The following is a 25338-nucleotide window of genomic DNA, read 5'->3' on the forward strand; positions in this document are numbered from 1 at the left end:
TCACTTATAGTTTTCCTTCAGATTTTCTTTCATCAATTTCAAGATTAATTCGATCAACATCTGCATCACTTAATGGATAACGACTCATAATCCACATAGCAACAACGGCAAGAACAATTGGTATCCAAATCATCGACCACTGAATTCCCATCAGCGCTGTATTACTTTGAGTAGCTTTTGTACCATCAAATTTAAAGAATGCATTAATATAACCAGGAATAATTCCACCCAGAGCTAGACCAATCTTAAAGAATAATCCCATAATGGCATTAATAATACCTGCCACACGTTTTTGGGATTTATATTCCCCATAAGATACCACTTCCGGAACAAGTGACCACATATAACCTGTTGCTGAAGTTATACCCCATTGTTGTAAAAATCTTCCGATATAGCCCAATAATGGTGATTCTTTAAAAGCAGAAGTTTGCCAGATCCATAGAATAACTTGTCCAACTACGAATAAGGTAAGGAAAATATAGAAGAACTGTTTCTTTCCAATTCTCTTTCTAACAATTGGCCATAAGAATACTAAGAATATCCCTGGAATCGATCCAATTAGGTTAATAGATGCCATCCATTCAGGATGCCCAACATTGTACTGCATATAAAATGGCCATACAGTATTTCCAAAAAACATAAAGGTAAAACCAATTAAGAAAAACATTCCAAGAATCTGTAATGGTTTATTTCTTTTTATTTCGGCAAATAAATCTGTATATTTAACTGAATCTGTCTCTTCTTTTGTGGGTAACACACGTTCTTTAACCCCAAAGTAAGTGAATAGCAACAGCGCAAATCCAATTACCATGTAAATCGACATCACCATAAAGTAGGCTCCGCCGGCGTGTGGTGATGCATAATTTCCTAAGTTAAGTTTAATTCCAAATAAACCAATATCTTTAATTTGTTTATCTGGAGAGGCTAACTGAACAAATAAAGGCAAAAAGGTATAAACCATCAAATTACCAATATTCGCTTCGGTCATTCTAACTGTTGTAAGCGTTGAAACTTCGTTATTATCTCTTGTTAATGACGCATTTAATGCTCCATAAGGGATATTGACGAATGAATATATAAGTGCAGTTGCTAAATAAGAAATAAATGCGTATACAACGCTTCCTCTAACAGCATCAATAGGGAAGAAGAGCAGAGCTGCACAAACAGTTAGCGGGATTCCAAAGTAAAGAATGAATGGGCGGTATTTGCCGCTTTTAAACTTACTCCGATCAACAACAGCCCCAACCCATGGATCCCAAAAAACATTGACCCATCTAACCACTAGAAAAATAGTAGCCCCAACTGCAGCTGAAATTCCAAATACTGTTGTTAAATAAAATAGCAACATCGAACCAACAGTTCCAAAGATTAAATTTTGTGCTAAATCACCAGCACCATAGCTAATTCTTTCTATCCAAGTCAGCTTTGCAAACTCATTTTTAGCCACGTTGTTTTCATCCTTGGTTTTTTGCAGATTATTATCCATAGCAATGAATCCTTCCTGGTAGTCATTTTCTTCATTTAGTTTGTTTGTTATACCAACTAAACAAAGCAAAACGTTTCCTGCAGAAAAACGATCAGACTTCCCCAAACATTTTATTTTTATAGGTTCCCTACAAAAACAATTGTATTCGCTTTCATCAAAAATTTGTATATCCATTTGTGCCTATTTTTTGTCAAATTGTGACATTAATTGTTTTGAGTTATTCAAAATAACCTTTTTGAGTTTTTGATCTAACGATACGTTTTTTTGAAATCTGTCTTCTATATTGGGAAGGTGTCACTCCTGACCATTTTTTAAATTGTTTACTGAAAACCGCTATATCTCCCGCCCCAATCATAAAAGCCACATCTTCGATAGAATATTCATCATACCCTAAAAGGATTTTAGCTTTTTGATATTTTTGATCCTCTATATAATGTAAGGGCGTTACTCCATAAACTTTTTTAAATAATCTGTGACCATATCCTGTACTAATCCCCAATTGATTACATATATCTCCAAAACTAAATGCAGTATGTTCGATATCATCAACTTTAGACTGAATTAACGCCGCAATTTCTTGACTAACGGTTGCTTCTCGTTCTGAAAAAATGGAATCGCTGGTATTAATGTTATGATCTACATTTTCAGCTAAATATGCCATATATTGTAGTATCACTATCTGAATCTTTAATTTAATAACCTCAGTACTCAAGTTTGTAGAGCCACTAATATCAATAACCTGTCTTGCTACCCTATTAGACATTAACGCAATTTCGTTATCCCGATCAATTACTCTATTTGCCAAGTAACCAATTAGCTTAGACTTTAACTTTAGACTATCAAAATTAAAATGAAAGCATATATACGTCATCTCTTTAAATATACTACTATTTTTATTGGTATGACTTGTTCCTGGAGAGATTATAACTACATCACCGGGTCCATAAGAAAGTGTCTTATTATTTTTAAATTCAGTTGTTTGCCCACCATCAATTACACACATCAACTCAAACGCTTGATGCTTTTGCTCAAAAAAACTCCATCCTCCTGGAACAGTATGTTGATGACCACCGAACATGTACATACTCGACTCAACTACTGGAATTGATATAAATTTTTCCATATTTTCCCCTTATATTACACATACATACTAGCTACCAAAATTTAGGTCTGCAGCACTAATCCCCAATACTTCATGAGTAACTAACGAACAAGCTCCCAACAAACATGCCTTATCTGAATCATCAAGCAATATTAATTCAATATCAGATTTCCCGAAATTTCGTACAGCTTCACTAATTAAGCCGAAAATTTCTGGTTTTTCTTGCATTAAAGGCGATCCAATATAAATTGATTTTGTGTCAAAGTTCATGGCAACATTAAAAATTAACATTGATATTTCACTGATAAATCTATCCATTGCTTCAAATGCAAGCTTATCTTTTTTATCTAGCAAGCGAATTAAATCTTGTCGACTTAGTTTTTCTACACTACTTCGTTCAACTACATAATTTATGATTGCATCTTCCGAACAGATAGATTCAATCGTTGCATAATGACCATCATTGGTTTTTGTCAGTGTTCGACCCACTTCACCAGCCTCACCATTGAATCCTCTAAATAAGCCATTATTCAATATAATTCCAGATCCAATTCCTTTGTGGATGCTTATTGCAATCAAGTTTTTAATTCCTTCATTGTTTAGGAAGTCTCTAACATACAAGCCTGTTAAGTTAGATTCATTTTCAAGGTAAACAGGAACGTTATATTTATATTCAAACTCTTTTTTAATATCTTTATCTCCCATATCCAAAAAAGGTGAATACGTAATCTGACCATCCTTAACAATTCCATGAATTGAAATTCCAATTCCTAAAAGTCCATTCACTGACGACGTGGTCCGACCATAATAATCTATCCTATCAGTAATTTTTGAGACTATTTGTTCAATTGAATCTCCTTCAATATTAATATCTTCTCTACTAATTACAGATGCGTCCAAATAATTAACCATAAAATGGATGCGATGATAGGCAAGGTCTAAGCTTATGGTGTAACCAAACTCAGCATTCAATTTTATTCTTGTTGGGCGTCTCCCCCCAACCTTTGAAGCCTCACCTTCTCCAACCTCAGTAACGATTCCATAATCTTTTAAGTCGTCATAAATACTCGAAACTGTGGATTTATTTAACCCTAGATCTCTTGAAATTTGGGCTCTAGTGGTGATACCTCCGTTAATTAATTGCTGCAGAACCATTTTCGATGATTCCCTTTGCAATACATCCGATTTACTAAGTTCAAACATTAGTTCAACCTCACAATTTAGATTTTAATAATTTTTTAGGTTAGTATACTTTATAAACTAATTAATCTTAATCTAACACGAACACTGAGATGGAGTAAATATATATTCACACAATACATATGGTTCTCTATAAAAAAGCCAGTCGAGATAATTCTCTCGACTGGCCACTTTAAAACCAAGCTATATCTTATTTAATCCTGAAATTATCTTTTGAATATCTTCTGGGCTGACTCCCATAGTGGTTGCCGCACGAAGTGGCATGTTACTAAACATTTTTGACTCCGGTGTACCATTAACCAGACCATCATATATATCTTTAAGACCTAAGTTGATCATTTCATCCTTAAATTCTGGTCTCTTAACAATATCACCGATATATGTTGAGTCACTTACCTTATCTAATTTTGCTTTATTCCAGTCAAGATTGATATCACTCATTAAATTAGCTGTTGAACTACTTTGTCCAACAGAAATGATATATTGGCCGTTATCCAGTTGCCAGTCACCGGATTCACTATTATACCAACTAAACTCACGTTTCTCCAAAACCATGTGGATACGTTGCGTCTCTCCAGCATTCAAGTAAACTTTATCAAAATCAGCTAAAATTTTCTTTGGCTTTTCAATTTTACTTGTCATATTGCTAACATAGGTTTCCACAACACATTTTCCAGGAAAATCTCCTGTGTTAGTGACATCAACATCGACATTGACATTATTTGATTCCACATCCACATTCATATTTCCAAATTCAAACGATGTATAGCTCAATCCATGACCGAATGGGAAAAGGACAGGCATATTCTTTTTTTCGTAGTATCTATACCCAACAAAAACACCTTCACGATAGTCCTCAGCTTCAGGGTTTGCATTAAATGTTAAATAACTCGGTGTATCCTCAATCCTTAATGGAAATGATTCAGCCAACTTTCCGGAAGGGTTGACTCTTCCCGTCAAAACATCCCAAGTCGCCTCGCCAACTGCTTCTCCTGTAAGATACGTTTCTAGTACCGCACCTACCTTATTAATCCATGGCATAGTGACTGCTGACCCGTTTTGCAAAACAACAATAACATTGTCGTTTACTTCACAGATTTGATTAATTAGATTGGTTTGATTTTTTGGCAGGTTAATACCTTCCTTATCATAACCTTCAGACTCCATACTTTCAGGATATCCCGCAAAAATTATAACTTTATCAGCCTGCTTTGATGCCGTAAGAGCACTATCTAACAAATCGTGATCATCGTTATCACTGCTCAGATTATACCCTTCATCATAGCTATAATTAATCTTTTCTTTTTCCAGTCTATCAAGGGGGGTGACCAGTTTATATGCATTAACATGAGAACTACCACTTGCCTGATACCTTGGATTAGCTGCAAGCTGCCCAACTACAGCAATCTTCTCAGTTTCATTTATAGGCAAAATTTGATTCTCGTTTTTAAGAAGCACAAAACTATCAGCTGCAAGCTTTCTAGAAAACTCATGCTGCTTTTCAAGATCATAGTCTACACTGTCCTGACGATGTAAGCTGAATTTTGAAACCATATTTATAACTCGGTTCACAGAAACATCCAACTCTTCTTCAGATAAAGTACCATTGCGAACTGCATCAACAACCTCGTCTACTGAAAGTTTTCCTTTTCCAGGCATTTCTAAATCAAGGCCTGCCTTTATTGACTCAGCATGATCAGAAACAGCACCCCAGTCAGACATTACTAATCCATGAAATCCCCATTGATTTCTCAATACATCCGAAAGCAGCCACTTATTTTGCGCACTGGGAATTCCGTTGATTTTATTATAAGAACACATTAACGTTGCTGGATGGGCTTTCTTTACAACTTTCTCAAAAGCTGATAAATACATCTCTCTGAGCGTTCTTTCATCGATATTCGAAGACATGGTAAACCTTTTATTTTCCCTATTGTTTGCGGCAAAATGTTTAACGCTAACACCAACACCTTCGCTTTGTACACCCTTTACATATTCAGTCGCAAGTTCACCAGCTAGATAGGGGTCTTCTGAAAAGTATTCAAAGTTTCTCCCTGCCAATGGGCTCCTTTTTAGATTAATACCTGGCCCGAGTAAAATCGAAACTCCTTCTGCCTTTGCAGCAGTCCCTAAATTTTCACCTAATTGATTTAAAGCACATCTATCAAAAGAACATGCCGTTAAGGCTGAGGCTGGAAAGCACACTGCCTCAACGCTATTATTAAGACTTAAGCCTGCTGGATCATTGATTTGCTTGCGAAGTCCAGAAGGCCCATCTGTCATCATTATTGAATCTAGTTTTCCAGGTATCTTTGCTGTATACCAAAAATCTTTGCCTGAAACTAGTTCTGCTTTTTCTTCTAAAGTTAACTGGGAAATTATTTTCGAATTATCTTTCATGCATAATAACTCCTTTGTAGGTAATTAATGATGAAATATCAACCTAATCCCATCCATATTTAATGCCGTGTGAATTGCAACCGATGCACCTCCAAGTAAGGTGGCTGAGTTAGTATCTTTTGACATTACAATTGGAGGAATAAGAGGCATAAATGACAATTTCATTTGAATTTTCTTTAATATTTCAGGAATTTCTTCAATCAAAGGTGAGTTGAAAAATATCATTTGTGGATCAAAGGCTGCAATTAGGTCTGCGGTTACAATTGCGAGCTGGTAACAAAAATCATCTATTAAGCTAATTATTTTCGGATTTTGTTCATTGTAATCAATAACCAATTGTTTTAAATCATAATTTTTGTCCTCGAATATTTCTTGGGCTTTTTTTATTATTGCCTTTTGAGACCATTCTGATTCAAAACTAGCCAATTTTTTCAAATTCTTACCATCATTTCCCGGTGACTGAATAACAATTCTACCAATTTCTCCAGCCTGACCGTAGTTACCAGTATACAGCTGGGTATTTAATATTATTCCTGCCCCCACACCCTCATGGATACTTATAGAAATGATATTCTGTAACTCCTGCTTACTAAAATCTTGTTCAAAAATTGCAGAAAGATTTGCTTCATTTTCTAAAATAACGGGAACACTATATAAATCTTTCAGTTTTGAAACAATATCAAAACTCGAGAAGTCAATAAATGGAGAATTGATAACTTCACCATTATAAACCGTCCCAAAAACTGCAATTGAAATTGCCAATAAGCCATTCGTCGCGTCAAACTTCGGCATAGTATCAATAGAATCCTTCATCATTGTATAAACTTTATCAATTGATTGATCACCAATATTTTGAATGCTTCGTTCAAGTGTCCTGCCGTCTAGCTTTGTTGCCAGCATCTCTAATGTCTTACCAGAAACGCTAAAATTAACTACATACCCAAATGAAGAGTTAAACTCAACCAATTCCGGCTTACGACCACTCGTTAAGGTTGTTTGATCTTCTCCTAGGCTCTTAACAATCTGCTTATCAATAAAGGTGCCTACAATTTCAGAAACCGACATTTTATTAAGGCCTAGCTTCTTCGATATGTCATTTCGTGAAATTGGACCACTATTAATTATTGCTTGAAGAACCGACTTTTCATTTCGATTCCGCATAACTTCTTTATTGATAATCACCTTTTATCCACTCACTTTTCAAATTTAATTCTCAGCATTTTCTTTAGCGTGTTTTACTGCCAAGTCGCCTTGCATCTTTTTCTCAATGCTATCAACATGATAGAACATTAAAGCGATTCCTGAAAGTGCAAAACCAATGAGTGGAACCCAAATATAATTCATTTCAATTCCATGAAGTGCCGTAACACTTTGAGTTTTGTTAGCAACATAACCTGTAACTGATAAGATCCAACCAGTAATTACGCCACCAATTCCCATTCCTAACTTGGCACTGAAACTTGAAAATGAAGTAACAATTCCTTCAGCTCTAACACCATTTTTCCACTCACCATAGTCAACGGCATCCGCTAACATAACAGCAATAAGTCCAGATACATATCCAGTTCCTAAATACCCTATAATTGTTGCAATAATAATGATTGAAACACTTAGATGAGTAGCACCTAAACTAAGTAAAAGTTGACCAGCTACAGCCATCACCATACCAATCAACATAGTGTTTCTTTTCCCAATCAACTTAGAAGTTAACGGAGTTAACACAACCGCAATTAATGATACGAATTGTAAACTAAGTACAAATGAGGCTAAGCCAGCGTTGTGCATATTGTATTTAAAGAAATAAACGGTTACCTGAGATCTCGTCTGCATACCCATCCAGTAAATAAAGTTAATGAAAATAATAATTGCCCAAGGCCAGTTTTTCTTTAGAGCCTTTAAAGACTCTTTAATTGGAATGGATTCGCGGGAGCTTTTTGTTTGTACACGTTCATTTGTGTTCTTGAAGACAATTGCAAAAATAATCACTACAATAATTCCCACAATCAATGCCCAAATAAACCACCCTTTTGAACTAGTAGTTGATCCACCAAAGAAGGAAACCATTGTTAAGGTAATTCCAGTGATTATTGCTGCACCAGCAGTACCCATAAATTGACGAATGGTAGACAAAGTAACTCTTTCCTGACTGCTGCTTGTTAGTGAAGGTAGGATAGAAGTAATAGGTATATTAACTGCTGAATATAAAACATCAACCCCAATATATGTGATGTAAGCCCAAATTAATTTTCCGGTTAAGCTTAAGTTTGGGGTTGTAAATACTAATACACAGAATACCGCAAATGGGATTGAAAACCACAACCAGTATGGCCGACTTTTGCCCCATTTTGTATGGGTATGGTCAATCATAATCCCCCAGAATGGGCCGTCAAAAGCATCAACTATTCTGGCTACTAAGAATAAAGTTCCGACAGCTGCGGCACTAATACCAAAAGTATCAGTATAAAAAATCATCAGATAAGTTCCTACCATCTGAAATGAAAGGTTACAAGCAAAATCACTTAAACTGTAAGAAAACCGTTCATTCCATGGAACCATATTTTTAACTTTCTTGTCTGTCACTGACTCAACATCATGACCATGAAGTACTGTTTGGCTCATATCAAACACCTCAAATTTTTATTTGACATTTTAGTAAGTTCAACTTTCGAACAAAGTATAGTGTAACCGATTTCATAAGTCAACACTTTGTTATTTTAATTATTAAAACAGTATAAAAACACTTATATAACAGTTTTTGTCAAAGAAAGCGTTGACATATTTCCGATTAAGCTATACACTTTGTTCGACAATTAATAAGTTCAACTTTCTAATTGAAAATTATGAGGTGACTAGCAATGAAATTTACAGATGGATATTGGCTAACGCGTCCAGAATTTGAAATCGAATCTCCGAGGGAGGTTTTTGACTATAAGAAAAATGATGATTCACTTATTTTATATGCACCTTTCAAACAAATAAATGATCGCGGTGATGAATTGAACCTTGGTATGAGCACCATAAAAATTTCATCCCCTGTAGAGGGAGTCATTGGTGTTAAATTAGTTCACTTTGATCAAAACAAAAAGGGACCATCTTTTGAGCTCGTAGATGAGCATCCGAAAGTTGCTATTAAAACTTCTGATGATGAGCTTTCTTTTAAGTCCGGTGACTTAACCGCCAAGGTCCCTTACAAGTCGGGATTTGAGATTGACTTTTTGCATGGAGATAAAATTATCACTAAATCTATGGATAAAGCTGAAGGTGTAATTTACGACCAAAAGAACAATAAGCATTACATGAGAGAACAGTTATCTATGGGTATTGATGAACTTATTTATGGGCTTGGAGAGAGGTTTACTTCATTTGTAAAAAATGGGCAATCTGTAGATATCTGGAACAGAGACGGTGGTACTGGTAGTGAGCAAGCATACAAGAACATTCCATTCTATTTAAGTAGTGAAGGGTATGGAGTTTTTGTAAACCAACCAGAGAATGTTTCTTTTGAAATTGCATCTGAAAATGTTGACCGAACTCAATTTAGTGTTGAAGGCCAATCACTTGAATATTTCATTATTGATGGTCCAACACCAAAAGAAGTTTTGAATAAGTACACTCGATTAACGGGACAGATAGCATTACCACCAGCATGGTCATTTGGATTATGGCTATCAACATCTTTCACAACAGATTATAGAGAAGAAACTGTTATGAAGTTTATCGATGGTATGCGTGACCGCGAAATTCCTCTAGATGTTTTTCATTTCGACTGTTTCTGGCAAAAAGGATTCGAATGGTGCAATTTGCTTTGGGACAACGAACAATTTCCTGATCCAGAGGGGTTAATTAAACGCATTCACGACAGGGGTATTAAGGTGTGCGTTTGGATAAACCCATATATTGCTCAAAAGTCCCCATTATTTGAAGAAGGTAAAAAGAACGGTTACTTCATAAAGAGAAAAGATGGTAATGTTTGGCAATGGGACCTTTGGCAAGCTGGCAACGGTTTTGTTGACTTTACAAATCCGGATGCCGTTAAATGGTACACAAGTAAGCTAAAAGCTCTACTTGATATGGGAGTAGATTGTTTCAAAACAGACTTTGGTGAAAGAATCCCCGTTGAGGATGCCGTATTCTTTGATGGTTCAGATCCCCGTAGAGAACATAATTATTACACTTATCAATACAATGAAGCTGTTTTCGATTTAATTAAGCAAGAAAAGGGGGACGATCAAGCGGTTGTATTTGCCCGTTCAGCTACTGTTGGTTCCCAAAAATTCCCTGTTCATTGGGGAGGAGACAATCTATCTAGATTTAAATCAATGGCTGATTCTTTAAGAGGTGGGCTTTCATTCCTCCTTTCAGGATTTGGGTTTTGGAGTCACGATATTAGTGGTTTTGAAGAGCAAGCAACCCCTTCACTATATAAGCGATGGTCCCAATTTGGACTTCTATCATCTCATTCACGCTACCACGGAAGTGTACAGTATAAGGTGCCTTGGTTGTTTGATGAAGAAGCGGTTGCAAACACCAAGAAGTTTGTTGACCTTAAATTATCTTTAATGCCTTATCTTTACGCAGAGGCTGTCAACACTCACAAAACCGGTACCCCATTGATGAGGCCAACATTCCTTGAATATACAGAAGACAGAAACACTTACTTCCTCGAACACCAATACATGCTTGGTAGCAAATTACTGGTTGCACCCATCTTTAATGACGAAGGAACCGTAAAATACTACCTTCCTGAAGGAAAATGGACAAATATTCTGACAGAAAATTCTTACCCAGTTTCAAAAGGTGGAGAATGGATTGAAGAAACATATGATAATTTAACCTTACCGGTTCTTGCTCCAGAAAATAGCATAATCTTGAGAAAGCCAGGTGCAGTTCATGCTGAATACGACTACGCTGACAGCCCTGACATCAATTGTTATGAAATTCAAGACGGTGCTAATTTAAGCACTCCTGTTGTTGATATTAAAGGTAATCAAGTCGGAACCGTTTCCGTAAAAAGAAATGGTAATAAACTGAGTGTATCAACCTCTGGTATTCAAGGGAACCCAACTGTGATCATGCATTATAACGGTGAAACTAATTCAACAACTATGAAATCGTCAACTGAGACGATTACAATCTAAACTAATTTACTGTGAATAAAAAGCAGGAGGAATTTAATGTTCCTCCTGTTTTTTATTGATCATGGTTCTTTAGAAAGCGCTTGCAATATTTATACCAGAATGTTACTATTCAGTTGATAAGTTTTCCCAACCAACCAACTTACAAATAAAACGATTGAGGTGCTTATCATGCAACAAAGTTCAAATACTAAGACTAAAGTTCATCACGTAACTGCTGCCTTCGTTTACTTTTTTGGTGCCCTAGGCGGCCTACTTTTTGGATATGATACTGGTGTTATCTCCGGAGCCATTTTATTTATTGAAAAACAACTACATCTGGATTCTTGGCAACAAGGATGGGTCGTTAGTGCTGTTCTATTAGGTGCCATTCTAGGTGCAGCCATCATTGGTCCAATGTCAGACAAATACGGTCGCCGAAAGTTAGTGCTATTATCAGGAATTATTTTCTTTATCGGTGCCATTGGATCTGCATTTTCTCCTGAATTCTGGACGTTAATTATTTCTAGAATTATTCTAGGTATGGCAGTTGGTGCCGCATCAGCTTTGATTCCAACATATCTAGCAGAATTATCCCCAGCTGATAAGCGGGGCGCAATGTCTAGTCTATTTCAATTAATGGTTATGACTGGAATTTTTCTTGCTTACGTAACAAACTACACATTCTCAGGTATGTATACAGGTTGGCGTTGGATGCTCGGGTTTGCAGCCATTCCCGCCGCACTACTTTTTGTTGGTGCCCTTATCCTACCCGAAAGTCCTCGTTTCTTAGTCAAAGAAAACAAGGCAGATGAAGCTCGTCAAATCTTAAATATCATGAACAAGAATAATTCTGGTGTTGTTGATCAAGAACTTAAAGATATTAAAGAACAAGCTGCCATTAAGAGTGGTGGCTGGAAAGAACTATTTGGTAAGTTAGTGAGACCCGCATTGGTCATTGGTGTCGGTCTAGCTATTTTCCAACAAGTTATGGGATGTAATACCGTCCTGTACTACGCCCCAACAATTTTTACTGACGTTGGCTTCGGTGTGTCTGCTGCATTAATTGCTCATATTGGTATCGGAATTTTCAACGTTATCGTCACTGCAGTTGCCGTTATGATCATGGATAAAATTGATCGTAAGAAAATGCTGATTGGTGGAGCAATCGGAATGGGTATCTCCCTATTTGTAATGAGTTTTGCAATGAAATTCTCAGGACAAAGCCATGCCGCAGCAATTATTTGTGTTATCGCCTTAACTATATACATCGCATTCTTCTCAGCAACTTGGGGTCCAGTTATGTGGGTTATGATTGGTGAAGTATTCCCACTTAATATTCGTGGTTTAGGTAACTCTTTCTCAAGTGTTATCAATTGGACTGCAAACATGATTGTTTCATTAACATTCCCACCATTGTTGGACTTCTTCGGAACAGGTAGTCTATTCATCGGTTACGGTGTCTTATGTTTTGTTGCTATCTGGTTCGTTCATAGTAAAGTGTTCGAAACTAGAAACAGATCACTTGAAGATATTGAAGAAGAATTGCGTAAACGTGAAAACACAGTTGAAGAATCAAATATAACACCACAAAGTCATTAAGAGATAATTTGCTAAGAAACTAGCAAAAAAAGGAGTACCTCTCTCGTTAGAGGTACTCCTTTTTATAAATTTTCCCTACCCTCTTCTGCATTCTTCCCAAATACTGTACTCTTTAATTAAGAACTCTTTTTGAAAGAAGGCTATTTGTCTTGAATAAATTTAAGCTTCAATCCATTGTCTTTGTCCTGGTCGCATTTATGCTAGGGTGCAATGAATTCATGGTTGTCGGGGTGATTTCCGACCTCGCCAAAAGTTTCCACGTGTCAATTTCATTAGTCGGCTACCTGGTTACCATCTTCGCGACCGTCTACGCAGTCAGTACACCATTTGTAACAATTTTAACCAGTAAGTACCGTCATTACAACACACTTATGGTACTAATGGTGGTCTTCTTAGTTGGAAACACACTGAGTGCATTTGCCACCAACTTCTGGTTCATGATGATCTCAAGAATTATTTCGGCGATGACAGCTGGTTCAATCATCTCACTTATAATGACGTTTGCTAGCCAAATTGCCCCTCGTGAACAACGGGCATCCCTCATCTCATGGATTTTCGCCGGTTTTAGTATCGCCTCAGTTTTTGGAGTCCCAATCGGAGTTGCGATTAGCACAAGCTTCGGCTGGCGTTACGCCTTCTGGCTAATTTCTATTGTAAGCATCTTTACAATGATTCTTTTGGGAATCCTACTACCTAAAAAAGTTGACCAAACAACTAGTACCATTAAAAGCCAATTGTCACTGTTACTCGATAAGCGAATTTACTACGGCATCATCTTAGTTCTTTTTACCGCTGCCACTATGTATTCTTACTACACTTACATCAGACCACTCCTCACAACTAGCATGCACTTCAGTCTTGGTAGTCTAAACTGGCTATTAGTCATTATCGGAATCTTTAGTATCCTTAGTAACCGACTTTCAGGAAAGATTGCTGAATTACCAAATAGTTTAGGAAAAATGCCTGCATTCTATATTACTGATATTATCCTGCTTTCAGCACTACCGTTTTTATTACAGTTCAAATTTATAGCCTTTATTGTAATTTTGGCACTGACATTGATCGTAACAATTTTAAACGCCCCAATTCAGATTCATTTCTTAAATGTTGCTGAAACTGAATATCCCCAATCTTTAGTATTGGCATCGTCATTAAACTCCATCTTCTTTAATTTTGGAATCTCCTTGGGATCCGCTACTGCTTCAATCATGATTTCAAAAGTTGGTTTGAACAACATCAGTCTGAGTGGTGCGGTTTACGCACTGCTATGCCTGGGCTTAGTAACCCTGCTTGTCCATTCAATCAAAACACGCACCGTTTCCCCTAAAGGCAAAGAAGAACTATAATCAACAGTAATAAATTTTTCACGGGGGTATTTTCATGGATAAACTAGATCGAAAAATTCTCAACATAATCCAAGAAGATGGACGGGCATCAGTTAAAAGCATTGCCGAACGTTGCTTTATTTCTGCCCCATCCGCATCAGTTCGAATTCAAAATCTAGAGAACCACGGATTTATTAATGGCTATAAAGCAGACGTCAACTATGAAAAACTTGGCTACTTGATCAAAGCCTTCGTCCGAATCGACGTCAGCTACAAAGAGATGCCTAAATTTGTAAATTACATCTCCAAAGTGCCAAATGTAGTGGAATGTAACTACATTACTGGGGACGCCTCAGTCCAACTAAAAGTATTCTATAAAAACATGACCGAACTAAACGAGTTCAACGCCTCGCTCAAAGAATTTGGGGATACCCATACGAACGTTGCGTTTACCACTAATATCGGTCCTCGCCCACTCAACCTTCCAGAAGAGTAGGCTTTTTTATTTTCAACTAAAGCTATCAAAAGCACAATTGATGTGCGACAATTAAATTACCTTACATATTCTCCACCCGAAAGGAATCTTCACAATGGAAAAGACTGCATACCAACACATGATGGATCAAGAACTATACGACGTTAATGACGAAAAGTTAACCGCCGATCGCGAAAAGGCGCGGATTATTTGCGATAAAATGGCAGCGCTTCCAATTACCGCAAAGAAAGAAGCCACAGAGTTAGCCAAACAATTAGTCGGTACATCGGGCGATAAAATTACGATTATGCCTCGGTTTATTTGTGACTATGGTTACAACATCCACGTTGGCGATAATTTCTTTGCCAATTACGACTGTATTTTACTAGATACTTGTCCGATCACCATCGGAAAGAACGCCCTGCTTGCTCCACGGGTACAAATTTACGCTGCTGGTCATCCATATAACGTTGAGGCTCGGACCTCTTGGCTTGGCAACGGAAAACCAGTTACCATTGGAGATAATTACTGGATCGGTGGTAATTCAATTATTGTTCCTGGCGTGACCCTCGGCTCAAACGTAATTGTCGGCGCAGGTTCGGTTGTTACGAAATCATTCGGCGATAACGTTGTAATTGCTGGTGATCCTGCTCGAATCGTTCATCATCTTGATGACGAAGGTAACGTTATTGATTAAGCTCCCTTGGGGGCTTTTTTATTTTGTTGTAATGAAAAACAATTTTATTTTCATAGGCAGCAACTCCCGTTTACCTTATTTTCATTAAAAAATATCCAATTTTTATAAATCATCTAAAAACTCATCCCCCAAACAAACACATATAGATTAATGAATGCTAGCATATTCCCAATTGATTAGAAGGCCTCTAGTTTAATTAGAATCTTTGAAAATCGGGAGGAAGAATTATATGCAAAAAACACAGATTACAGAAAACGAGGATGGTACCCGCCGTTCACTTAGCAACAGAAACGTCCAGATGATTGCCATTGGGGGAACAATTGGAACTGGATTGTTTCTTGGATCAGGTACTACCATTAGCAAAACCGGACCATCAATTTTGTTAGTATATTTAGTCTTAGGAATCTTTTTCTTCTTAATGATGAGGGCAATTGGGGAAATGCTGTACTCAGACCCATCGCAACATACTTTCGTGGCCTTCATCACGAAGTACCTTGGCCCAACAGTCGGTCACTTTACCGGTTGGACATATTGGTTAGGAATGTCCTTTTGTGCCATGGCTGAAATCACTGCCATCTCTACATATGTTCAATTTTGGTTTCCAAACATCCCAGCGTGGATCATTCAACTAACATTCTTAGGTGTCTTAGCTGGCGTCAATCTAATTGCCGCCAAAATCTTTGGTGAAGCTGAGTTTTGGTTTGCGCTGATAAAAATCTTTGCAATTTTAGCATTGATCGTCACAGGTATCTTTATGATTACCTCTCACTCGGTCACTCCTGTTGGCCATGCTTCAATGCAAAACATCTTCCATAACTTTTCAATGTTCCCACACGGAACTTTAAGCTTTGTTTCAGCATTTCCCATGGTGTTCTTTGCCTTTCAAGGAATTGAATTTGTTAGCATTACTATCGGTGAAGCCACTACTCCTCACAAAATCATTAAAAAAGCTGTTAACGAAACCCTACTCAAAATTCTTGTATTCTACTTTGGTGCTCTAATCGTAATTATGGGAATTATTCCATGGACCCATCTTAATGCTGATAGCTCCCCATTCGTTCAAGTATTTAAACTAGCTGGATTCCCAGCAGCCGCTGCTTTGATTAATTTCGTTGTCTTAACTTCAGCATCATCATCACTCAACAGTTTCATCTTTTCTGCTGGTCGTCACTTGTACCAAATCGCTGACGAGCTTCAAGAGGATAGCTGGATGCACCAACACGTTGCTAAGATTTCAAAGAACGGTGTTCCTGCAGCTGCTATCACCCTCTCGGCAATCTTCTTGCTAGTTACGCCACTCATGAGTTTGACCAGCGCCACATCATCTGTATTTACAATCGTTTCCGGTTCTTCAAACGATATGTACATCATCGTGTATGCACTAGCTATGATTGCCCACAGAAAGTATCGTGAATCTAACGACTTTCTAGAAGATGGTTTCAAGATGCCCTGGTACAATTTCACCAGCCCACTAACTATCGGATTCTTCGCCATTATCTTCATTACCTTGTTCTTCATCCCTCAAGATATCATCGGTGCTGTTGGTGCCATTATCTGGACCGTTGTTTTCGGTGGAATCACTTACCTTCACCAACGCAGCTTGGTTTCAGTCGACATCAACTAAAGGGTTTCCACCATTTAGACTCCACTGATTATTTTCCTTGTTATAATTAACTAAGAAGATAATCAGGAGGTAGAGACCATCATTCAAAAAACATATTCAGGATTAGGTACCAAGATTGACCTATCAATCAGTGACCAAGCAAATCCTGAAATTCTCCCACAAACCAACGAATTAATTCAAAAATATGAGGACTCACTTACCGTTAACCGCGATCAGTCCGAAATCATGGATATTAATCATAATGCCGGCGTAAAACCTGTCAAAATCTCAGTCCCAGCTTATTCAATCGTGAAGCAAGCAGTTGAGGTAAGTCAGTGGCACGCCGGTTTTAATGTGGCCATTGGCCCGCTTGTTAAGCTCTGGAAAATTGGATTTGGTGGTGCCAACGTTCCACCGAAAGAAAAGATTGCGACTGCTTTACAGGATATCAATTCCGATAATATCGTGTTGGATGATGCTAACCAAACAGTATTCTTAACTCAACCTGGCATGGAACTAGACCTCGGTGGAATTGCCAAGGGGTACATTGCTGACAAGATTAAGGAATTTTGGCAGTCAAAACATGTTTCCAACGGTATCATCAACCTTGGTGGTAACATACTGTTAGTGGGCAATAGTGATCATGAAAACGGGCTATGGAACATCGGAATTCAGTCACCAGAATTAAAACGGGGACAAGATTTAGCCGTCGTAACAATTCCAGAATCATCAATTGTAACCTCCGGAGTTTACGAGCGGTATCTAAAAACAGATGGTCATATGTACCACCACATCATCGACCCTCATACTGGATATCCATTTGAAACCGACATCGCAGGGATCACAGCCATAACTCCCACCTCAACAGAGGCTGAAATCTGGACTAGTTTAGGATTCTTTAACGGAATCGACAAAGCTACCCAAATGGCTGCTGAACGCGGATATCAAGTTAGTTTCATTGCTGTATACCAGGATGAAACGATTAGAATATCAGACAACTTGAAAGATCGCTTTACTCTAACTGATTCCACCTACCAACTTATTTAAACAAGGAGAATTGCCATGACAGAAGTTAGTCCTTATATCAAAGACACAATTATTCAATTCAAAACTGGCCAGCTATCACTGAGACAAATTGAAGCTATTTTTAGCGTTTTGCCATTTGAAGTCGACTTTATCGATGATAATGACCGCTTCATCTTCTTTTCAAACCAAGCAACCAGGATTCATTCCAGAACTTTAGATCAGCTCAACTCTGATTTAGCAGTATTGCATCCGGATGCTGTTAAACCGATGGTTGCCAAAATGATTACTGATCTTCGCTCCGGAACAAAAGATAAATTCGAAATTGTGTCAGGCGAACACCACACCTATAATGGTTACTTCGCTGTTCGAGATAACGACAACAACTACATGGGAACGTTAGTATTCACTGGTCAACTCGATTACTTTACCAATTTAATCGAGAATGGACCAAGCTTTGATCAAGTTGCTAAGCCAGATACATCGACCGGGGCATCTGCATCTTACGACCCCACCAAATTTGAGGCACCAAAATACGACAAAGCTCCTCACCCTCATAAGCCAGTTGAAAAGCACCCAACATCATCAAGAACGGTGCACAAAGACGCTAGCACTGGACCGTCGGATACCCACTGGTTGTCATAATTAAATACGGAATTAATAGTGAGATTTTTTTGAAATTCTCGCTATTTTTTTGTCCTTAACGGCAAAAATATGCTAAAACTAAAGTAGGAGGTGAGATAAGAATGGTAAAAGTTCAAGTTAATCCTCATAAGGATCAACAAACTGTTAAGTTATCCGATGGTAGTGAAGGCTTTGCTCGGAAAGTAAATGATGAATTTGATTTTGAATTTTCAAATCACCTGCATCCCGCTTTTTGGACGCCATCAACGTTGAATAATCATGAAGTATTTAACGTTCATTCCATCGATGGTACCCAACAATTTGAAATTGTATTTAGTTGATGATTTTATATATGTTATTTACGAAGGTAAAGAACACATATAAGCTTAGCAACAGCATAAAGGCTCTGTGCATTGGCACAGAGCCTTATTTGATTTGAGTCTTGAATACTGATACCATTAGTTGAAATATTTAAGAGAGGTAGTGAAAGCATGATTTATTCACCATTAAACGAATGTGACGTTCCTGCTATCCGTTAATCAGCGGATAGTTTCCGCTGAATTCAAATTAAGAATAAAAGCGGAGGAATAAAAAATGAATAACAATAAGTTACTTGGAGCAGTTTTTCTTAGCCTAGCAGCTAGTATTTGGGGCGGCATGTTTGTGGTCGTTAAATTAGTGGTTTCAACAGTTCCGCCAGTTGAGTTGGTTTGGTTGAGGTACATTATTGCAATCATAGTCCTACTAATAATTAGCCGGATTCAAAGAGATCAATGGAAAGTTAATAAGCGTGACTTAATTCTAATTTTCATAATTGGCTTAGTTGGCAATGCAATTTCAATTGTTGCTCAAGAGACTGGCACTTGGCTATCTAGTGCTCAGACAGGGGCCGTAATTACATCAGCGACCCCAACTTTTATGCTATTTTTTGGTTTCATAATTTTGAAGGAAAGACTAGACTCAGTTAAAGTCACTTCAATAATTATGGCAACAATTGGTGTAATCATGATAGTTGGCGTAAATCTAACTGGGACACATATCTTGCTAGGAACTTTTTCACTCATCATTGCCGCAATTACGTGGGCACTGATGTCTGTGTTGATAAAGTTGCTTTCCAGCAACTATAACTCTATTCAAGTAACAATTTTATCGACAGGTGTAGCAATTGCTTTGCTAACTCCCTACATCATCAGCCACCACCAAGTAATGGCAACAATTCCGTTTGGGTCTCCAAGGGTTTTCTTATCATTACTATATCTCGGGGTAATTTCAACAGCATTAGCTTTTGTGATGTGGAATAAAGGGCTCCGATTAATGAACGCTGCAAGTTCCGGGCTGTTTTTCCTTTTTCAACCGATTGTCGGAACACTTTTAGGATATATATTTTTGAAAGAGCCATTATCAGTAGGTTTCTTGATTGGATTTATCCTAATAATTGCCAGCGTTTGGGTTTCTATAAGATTTGCAAAATAGCCATTAAAGATTTAAAACATTAATAAAACCGTAGCATTGATTTTTCTAACTAAAATCATTGCTGCGGTTTTTTGTTAAAGTAATCCCGAAAATCAAACGTATTTATTAAACTGTTCCATCAAATATTTCACCGTCAAACTATCCTCTGTCTTAATCAACTCGGATGGTTTTCCAGCCGCCACAATCTTGCCACCAAGACTGCCACCTTTAGGACCCATATCGATCATGTAGTCGGCATTTGCCATTAAATCAAGGTCATGGGTGATCATCAAAACTGTTGCCCCTTGTTTAATTAAGCCATCAAACACCGTTAGTAAAACGTGAACGTCGATTGGATGTAGTCCAACTGATGGTTCATCGAAGATAAACAACGTGTTCTTCTGCGAACGTTTCATGTGAGATGCGAGTTTTAACCTCTGTGCTTCCCCACCAGAGAGACTTGGGGTACTTTCACCAAGGTGCAGATAATCAAGCCCCATTCCCTTCAAAGTGTTTAAAGTTTGAACAATTGCATCCTCATCGCCTAGTTTTTCCAGCGCTTCGTTAACATCCAAATCAAGGACATCAGCAATCGACATGTCGTGCCACTTAACCTGTAACACATCCTGGTTAAAACGCTTGCCGTGACACGTTGGGCATTCCTCAACCATGTCGGGAAGGTACTGAATATCTAGTGAAATCTCCCCAGTACCGCCACAGGTTGGGCAGGCTCCTTGCTTATTATTGTAAGAAAAGTGGCTTGCGGTGTAATGGTTCTCTTTTGCCAAAGGCTGTGCTGCGTACAGTCTACGCAAATGATCCATTATGTTCGTGTAAGTTGCCACCGTTGAGCGAGCGTTCTTCCCAACGGGAGTAGCATCAACACTAACCACATTTTTAATGTGCTTAGGGTCAAACTTATTTACATAATTAGGTAACTGAACATGTTTTTTATTGCTTGCAAACGCCTTTAGTAGACCATCAAGCACTAGCGTTGTCTTTCCAGCACCTGAAAACCCAGTCACCGCAGTCAATCGATTGATTGGGAAGTGAGCTTCAACGTTGTTTAAATTAAATCGTTGGCTGATTTGCAGGTCAACGCTACCATTTTTAAATGGTTCGGCGGCCACCTCACGAGTTTGTAACTGAGCCTTTCCCGTTAAGAACGGACCAATCAAGGATTTTGAATTCTGCTTAATGTCGGCTGGAGTGCCCTGCGTGATTACCTGACCACCTCTTTGACCAGATCCAGGTCCAATCTCGATTACCCAATCAGCAGCGTCAATTATTGATGTTTCGTGATCAACAACTACTAGCGAATTACCTTGCTCAACGAGTTGATGAAAGATATTGATCATCCCCGCAACGTTATCCGGATGTAACCCAACTGATGGTTCATCTAAAACGTACAACACCCCTGTTGTCTGGGTTCTTAAAGTCCTTCCTAACTGGATTCGTTGTAATTCTCCAGTTGATAACGTTGCTCCTGCCCGGTCCATAGTTAGGTAGTCTAGCCCCAAGTCGAGTAACGGCTGCAATTGATTTAGCAGTTCACTTGCTAGGTTATCGGCAAGTTTTTGCATATTATCAGGAAGCCAAGCCTTCAGATCAGCCACGAACTTCGGTAATTCACCAAGTGGTAATTGACTGGCTTCATAAATATTTTTGCCATTGATAAGTTGAGAAAGGCGATTAGGATTAATTCGGCTTCCATGACAAACTGGGCAAGTAGTGAATTTATAAAACTTATTCAACCGCTTTAGCGCAATCTCACTCTTAGTTGTCTTCATGCTATCTTGAATAGCGTTAAAGGCATTTTCGTAAAGCGCGTTATCCATATGAAAGACCCGCCCATTTTTTGAGGGGATATTAATGGCAAACTTTTTTTGTTCCCCATGTAAAACCGTATCGACCTCTTCGTCGGTAAGCTCATTAAATGGGACATCAATTCTGACCCCGGCTGCTTGAGCAACAATGGGCATGAAGTTTCTACCAGGAATGTGCCAGGCATTAACCGCACCTTCCCTAATTGTTTTAGTTCTATCACCAATGAGCGTATCAGGATCAATTTGTTTGGTAACCCCTAATCCTTCACATTCAGGACAGGCGCCGTCGGAATTAAAGGCGAAGTCCTCGGCACTAAACGCGTAAAACTGAACCCCACAGGTTGGACAAGTAATTCTGCCCATTTCTTCACCAGTTTTATCCATCGCTTCAGCAATTTCAATCGTTGGTGGTACCTGATGGCCATTAGGGCATTTTGGAGAACCTAACCGAGAATACATTAGCCGCAATACATTAAAGATTTCGGTCATGGTTCCAACGGTTGAACGAGCTCCAGGGACGGTAGGCCGCTGCCGCAGTGCAAGCGCTGATGGAATGTGTTTAACCGACTTAACGTCGCTTCTGCCTACCTGGCTAATTCTGCGTCTGGTATAAGTTGCGAGGGCGTCCAAGTATCTTCGAGCCCCTTCAGAGTAAAGGATTCCCATCGCTAAAGATGATTTTCCTGAACCAGATAAACCAGAGATAGCCACAAATTTATGTAGTGGGATATTGATATTAATGTTTTTTAAATTATTGACGTTACCGCCAATCACTTCAATATGTTCAGTCTTATCCATACGTTCGCCCTCCTTGAGTCCATTATAGTAAACGCCTAACTTTTCGCCAAAATAAAAGGGGTGAGACATCGTAATCAGAATAACCCAATTACCGTCCCACCGCCTATTCGTAAAATTTAACTGGTAATGCTGGTCCTGGCTCAACCTTGCCAGGATTTTCTTCAATTGCAAATAGCGTATCAATCAGTCTGGTAGCAATTTCATCGATCGGCTGAATCACAGTTGGCAATTCGGGCACCATTGAACGGACTAACTGACTACCATCATACCCCGTAATTAAAAAGTCGGTAAATGGTTTCTTGTCGGTTAGTCTCACCTGGTTAGCAATTTCAATTGCGACCATGTCATTACTAGCAACCACCCCATCAAAATCACCTGGAAAAACATCAGCAAGTTTAGTCTTATTCAAATCAACCGGAAGATAGTCAATGTGGTTCTCAGTGAACACATCAACCGAACCTTGAAGTCGATTGAGGGTTGGTGAGCTAGATGTGTCTTCATCAACGATAACAGCAACGTTCTTTGCCTGGTTTTTGACCATGTAATCAGCTGCCATTCGTCCCCCAGCATAATTATCTGCAGAGACAATTGGAATATTATCAGATAAATAGCGGTCAAACGCTACGATTGGTGCAGAAATCCGTTGATATTCTTCAATTCCCAAATTATGGCTACTGGAAATAATTCCCTCAACTTGGTTAGCCATCAGCATACCCAGATATTCGTGCTCAATCTGCTCATTTTCAGCCGAAGAAGCAATAATCACCTTGTAGCCCTTCTTGAAGAGTTGGCGTTCAAGAGCATTAACTAACTCCGCAAAAAATGGATTAGTTAAATTCGGAAAAATCAACCCAACAAATTGAGATGACTTTCCCTGCATTGCTCGCGCCAAAGCATTTGGTTGATAATTCAACTCGCGCATTGCGTCATGAACTTTTCCAATGGTTTTATCACTAAGCGATCCGTAATTGTTGATCACTCGCGACACAGTCGTGACTGACACCCCGGCTAGCTTAGCGACATCTTGTAATTTTGCCACCATACTTTTCCCTCAACTTTTATTTATTATCTCTAGTATACAAAAAGAACTGAAAAGTAAAACCAATTCAGTGCTAATTTTTACAAAGAGCTATTTTTTATTCTGGGTCTTGAACCATTACAGTTTCGCCGTTTGCGGTTACCTTAAATGATTTGTCAGCAGCGTTTGCTTCTAGGACAGCAACGTTAGCACCTGACTTATCCTTACGGGTAACAACCATTGTAGTGTCTGATGGAGTTTCTACTTCGATTGAACCATCAAGGTCGAAGGCAGCAAATTCGTTTCTCCATGAAAGCAACTTCAATAGGTTAGCAACTACTGGGCGTTTAACTTCTTCCGCTACTTCGTCCTTAGTGTAGTAATGACGGTTGATGTTTCGGCCTTCCTTAGTCTTTTCAAGCAGGTCAATATCGTTTTCACCTGCCAACAAACCAACGTAGTAGATTTGAGGAATTCCTGGTGCGAAAATTTGAAATGCCCGAGCAAGCAAGTATGCTTTATCGTTGTTACCCAAAGCTGAATAGTAAGTTGAGTTGATTTGGTAAATATCAAGGTTGTTGTAGGCAGCTGAAGAATATGTCTTCTTAACGTTAGCCCCAATCTTGTAAAGTTCGTTTGATGCATAATCAATTTCATCGTCGGTTAAGATATCACGAGCATCAACGACCCCAATACCATCATGAGTATCCAAAGTAGTGAATTGCTTCATTGGTGTCATTTGTAACCACTTAGCAAGCCGGTTAGTCTTTCCTGAGTATAGAGTGTATAGAGTAGTCATTGGCAGTGCAAAGTCGTAAGTGAAGTAACCGTGGTCAGAAATCTTCTTTGGAATTGAGTAATGTTCATGAATTTCAGGCAAAATTTCTGCGTGAAGTGGTTCAAGGATGGCGCGAACCTGGTTTAATAATTCCCAAATTTCTGGTTCAACAAAGAAATCGTTAGTATCAATCTTCTTGATTGCGTATGCAAATGCATCCAATCTGATCAAATCAGCACCGTGATCCACCATGTCCTTGAGAGTTTGGCGAACGAATTGCATTGCAACGTCTGATTTAACGTTGATATCAATTTGTTCTTCACCAAATGTGTTCCACAAATGTTCTTTAGTTCCGTCAGCAAATTCAATTTCTTGGATTGGTGCCCGGTCTTTACGTTTGTAAATCAAATCTACATCTTCTTGGGTTGGCCGGTTTTCACCAGCTTCAGCCCAGAATTTTTCCCAGCGAATAAAGAAATCTTTGTATTTTGAATCGTCATGCTTTTGCTTAAAGTCTTGGTACATTTCTGATTGAGTTGAAATGTGGTTAATCATGAAATCAAACATCAAGTAGTATTCTTCACCCAATGCTTCAACGTCATCCCAGTTACCAAATGCAGGATCAACAGTTGTGTAATCTGAAGGAGCAAATCCTCTATCACCAGCTGATGGGAAGAACGGCAATAAGTGAACTCCACCGATTGCGTCACCAATGTAGTCTTTTAAAACTTCATGGACTTCTTTGATATTTTTACCCATTGAATCAGAATAAGTAATTAACATTGCTTTGTTTTTAATTGGCATTATTATTTCCT

At 38.4% G+C, this 25338-nt stretch carries 19 protein-coding genes; 10 read left to right on the top strand and 9 right to left on the bottom strand.

Going from position 1 to position 25338, the window contains the following annotated elements; translation table 11 throughout:
• Positions 1-4: 4 nt before the first annotated feature.
• From PL11_RS03220 to PL11_RS03245, 6 genes are all read right to left on the bottom strand, one after another.
• Positions 5-1486: an MFS transporter gene (locus tag PL11_RS03220; RefSeq protein WP_035166771.1), complete on the bottom strand. Its 1482-nt coding sequence runs from the start codon at positions 1484-1486 to the stop codon at positions 5-7.
• 217 nt (positions 1487-1703) lie between these two features.
• A complete protein-coding gene (locus PL11_RS03225; RefSeq protein ID WP_035166334.1) occupies positions 1704-2609 on the bottom strand; it encodes a helix-turn-helix domain-containing protein in 906 nt (301 codons plus the stop codon).
• A gap of 27 nt (positions 2610-2636) precedes the next feature.
• Positions 2637-3791, bottom strand: a complete 1155-nt coding sequence (locus PL11_RS03230; RefSeq protein ID WP_035166336.1) for an ROK family transcriptional regulator — start codon at positions 3789-3791, stop codon at positions 2637-2639.
• 180 nt (positions 3792-3971) lie between these two features.
• Entirely contained in the window at positions 3972-6188 is a 2217-nt protein-coding gene (locus tag PL11_RS03235; protein WP_035166337.1) for a glycoside hydrolase family 3 C-terminal domain-containing protein, read from the bottom strand.
• A gap of 24 nt (positions 6189-6212) precedes the next feature.
• Complete coding sequence (locus PL11_RS03240; protein ID WP_237047514.1) at positions 6213-7349, bottom strand: ROK family transcriptional regulator; 1137 nt, start codon at positions 7347-7349, stop codon at positions 6213-6215.
• Positions 7350-7394: 45 nt separating this feature from the next.
• Positions 7395-8807, bottom strand: coding sequence for a glycoside-pentoside-hexuronide (GPH):cation symporter (locus tag PL11_RS03245; RefSeq protein ID WP_052127726.1), 1413 nt, complete (start codon positions 8805-8807; stop codon positions 7395-7397).
• A 236-nt stretch (positions 8808-9043) separates the two neighbouring features.
• Between PL11_RS03245 and yicI the strand changes: the two genes are divergently transcribed.
• From yicI to PL11_RS03295, 10 genes are all read left to right on the top strand, one after another.
• Positions 9044-11326 (top strand): alpha-xylosidase, encoded by a 2283-nt coding sequence (gene yicI, locus PL11_RS03250; RefSeq protein ID WP_035166341.1) that lies wholly within the window; start codon positions 9044-9046, stop codon positions 11324-11326.
• 168 nt (positions 11327-11494) lie between these two features.
• Positions 11495-12904 carry a sugar porter family MFS transporter gene (locus PL11_RS03255; RefSeq protein WP_035166342.1) on the top strand — a complete coding sequence of 470 codons (1410 nt, stop codon included), beginning with the start codon at positions 11495-11497 and terminating at the stop codon, positions 12902-12904.
• Positions 12905-13053: 149 nt separating this feature from the next.
• Complete coding sequence (locus tag PL11_RS03260; RefSeq protein ID WP_035166343.1) at positions 13054-14250, top strand: MFS transporter; 1197 nt, start codon at positions 13054-13056, stop codon at positions 14248-14250.
• Between the two features lie 34 nt (positions 14251-14284).
• The gene (locus tag PL11_RS03265; RefSeq protein ID WP_035166344.1) at positions 14285-14725 is read left to right on the top strand and encodes an Lrp/AsnC family transcriptional regulator; all 441 of its coding nucleotides are present in this window, start codon (positions 14285-14287) and stop codon (positions 14723-14725) included.
• 94 nt (positions 14726-14819) lie between these two features.
• Entirely contained in the window at positions 14820-15401 is a 582-nt protein-coding gene (locus PL11_RS03270) for a sugar O-acetyltransferase (RefSeq protein ID WP_035166345.1), read from the top strand.
• A 229-nt stretch (positions 15402-15630) separates the two neighbouring features.
• Positions 15631-17025: an amino acid permease gene (locus PL11_RS03275; RefSeq protein WP_035166346.1), complete on the top strand. Its 1395-nt coding sequence runs from the start codon at positions 15631-15633 to the stop codon at positions 17023-17025.
• Positions 17026-17139: 114 nt separating this feature from the next.
• Positions 17140-18051, top strand: coding sequence for an FAD:protein FMN transferase (locus PL11_RS03280; protein ID WP_257787914.1), 912 nt, complete (start codon positions 17140-17142; stop codon positions 18049-18051).
• Between the two features lie 15 nt (positions 18052-18066).
• On the top strand, positions 18067-18672 hold the full coding sequence (locus PL11_RS03285; RefSeq protein WP_052127728.1) for a PAS domain-containing protein: 606 nt from the start codon (positions 18067-18069) through the stop codon (positions 18670-18672).
• A gap of 101 nt (positions 18673-18773) precedes the next feature.
• Positions 18774-18992, top strand: coding sequence for a hypothetical protein (locus tag PL11_RS03290; protein ID WP_035166350.1), 219 nt, complete (start codon positions 18774-18776; stop codon positions 18990-18992).
• 253 nt (positions 18993-19245) lie between these two features.
• The gene (locus tag PL11_RS03295) at positions 19246-20124 is read left to right on the top strand and encodes a DMT family transporter (RefSeq protein ID WP_035166352.1); all 879 of its coding nucleotides are present in this window, start codon (positions 19246-19248) and stop codon (positions 20122-20124) included.
• A gap of 92 nt (positions 20125-20216) precedes the next feature.
• Here the strand turns inward: PL11_RS03295 and PL11_RS03300 are convergent, their stop codons facing one another.
• The 3 genes from PL11_RS03300 to gtfA form a co-directional block, all read right to left on the bottom strand.
• Positions 20217-22727, bottom strand: a complete 2511-nt coding sequence (locus tag PL11_RS03300; protein ID WP_035166354.1) for an excinuclease ABC subunit UvrA — start codon at positions 22725-22727, stop codon at positions 20217-20219.
• Between the two features lie 103 nt (positions 22728-22830).
• Positions 22831-23769, bottom strand: a complete 939-nt coding sequence (locus tag PL11_RS03305) for a LacI family DNA-binding transcriptional regulator (protein WP_035166355.1) — start codon at positions 23767-23769, stop codon at positions 22831-22833.
• A gap of 94 nt (positions 23770-23863) precedes the next feature.
• Positions 23864-25327 carry a sucrose phosphorylase gene (gene gtfA, locus PL11_RS03310; RefSeq protein ID WP_035166356.1) on the bottom strand — a complete coding sequence of 488 codons (1464 nt, stop codon included), beginning with the start codon at positions 25325-25327 and terminating at the stop codon, positions 23864-23866.
• Between the last annotated feature and the right edge of the window lie 11 nt (positions 25328-25338).

This window comes from Lentilactobacillus curieae, from assembly GCF_000785105.2.
GTDB lineage: Bacteria > Bacillota > Bacilli > Lactobacillales > Lactobacillaceae > Lentilactobacillus > Lentilactobacillus curieae.

Bases quoted from the DNA above. Each gene is read 5' to 3' on its own strand.
- yicI (WP_035166341.1), top strand. From the start codon at position 9,044: ATGAAATTTACAGATGGATATTGGCTAACGCGTCCAGAATTTGAAATC.
- PL11_RS03285 (WP_052127728.1), top strand. From the start codon at position 18,067: ATGACAGAAGTTAGTCCTTATATCAAAGACACAATTATTCAATTCAAA.
- PL11_RS03240 (WP_237047514.1), bottom strand. From the start codon at position 7,349: ATGCGGAATCGAAATGAAAAGTCGGTTCTTCAAGCAATAATTAATAGT.
- PL11_RS03270 (WP_035166345.1), top strand. From the start codon at position 14,820: ATGGAAAAGACTGCATACCAACACATGATGGATCAAGAACTATACGAC.
- PL11_RS03305 (WP_035166355.1), bottom strand. From the start codon at position 23,769: ATGGTGGCAAAATTACAAGATGTCGCTAAGCTAGCCGGGGTGTCAGTC.
- gtfA (WP_035166356.1), bottom strand. From the start codon at position 25,327: ATGCCAATTAAAAACAAAGCAATGTTAATTACTTATTCTGATTCAATG.
- PL11_RS03265 (WP_035166344.1), top strand. From the start codon at position 14,285: ATGGATAAACTAGATCGAAAAATTCTCAACATAATCCAAGAAGATGGA.
- PL11_RS03230 (WP_035166336.1), bottom strand. From the start codon at position 3,791: ATGTTTGAACTTAGTAAATCGGATGTATTGCAAAGGGAATCATCGAAA.
- PL11_RS03220 (WP_035166771.1), bottom strand. From the start codon at position 1,486: ATGGATAATAATCTGCAAAAAACCAAGGATGAAAACAACGTGGCTAAA.
- PL11_RS03235 (WP_035166337.1), bottom strand. From the start codon at position 6,188: ATGAAAGATAATTCGAAAATAATTTCCCAGTTAACTTTAGAAGAAAAA.
- PL11_RS03300 (WP_035166354.1), bottom strand. From the start codon at position 22,727: ATGGATAAGACTGAACATATTGAAGTGATTGGCGGTAACGTCAATAAT.
- PL11_RS03275 (WP_035166346.1), top strand. From the start codon at position 15,631: ATGCAAAAAACACAGATTACAGAAAACGAGGATGGTACCCGCCGTTCA.
- PL11_RS03295 (WP_035166352.1), top strand. From the start codon at position 19,246: ATGAATAACAATAAGTTACTTGGAGCAGTTTTTCTTAGCCTAGCAGCT.
- PL11_RS03290 (WP_035166350.1), top strand. From the start codon at position 18,774: ATGGTAAAAGTTCAAGTTAATCCTCATAAGGATCAACAAACTGTTAAG.
- PL11_RS03255 (WP_035166342.1), top strand. From the start codon at position 11,495: ATGCAACAAAGTTCAAATACTAAGACTAAAGTTCATCACGTAACTGCT.
- PL11_RS03225 (WP_035166334.1), bottom strand. From the start codon at position 2,609: ATGGAAAAATTTATATCAATTCCAGTAGTTGAGTCGAGTATGTACATG.
- PL11_RS03245 (WP_052127726.1), bottom strand. From the start codon at position 8,807: ATGAGCCAAACAGTACTTCATGGTCATGATGTTGAGTCAGTGACAGAC.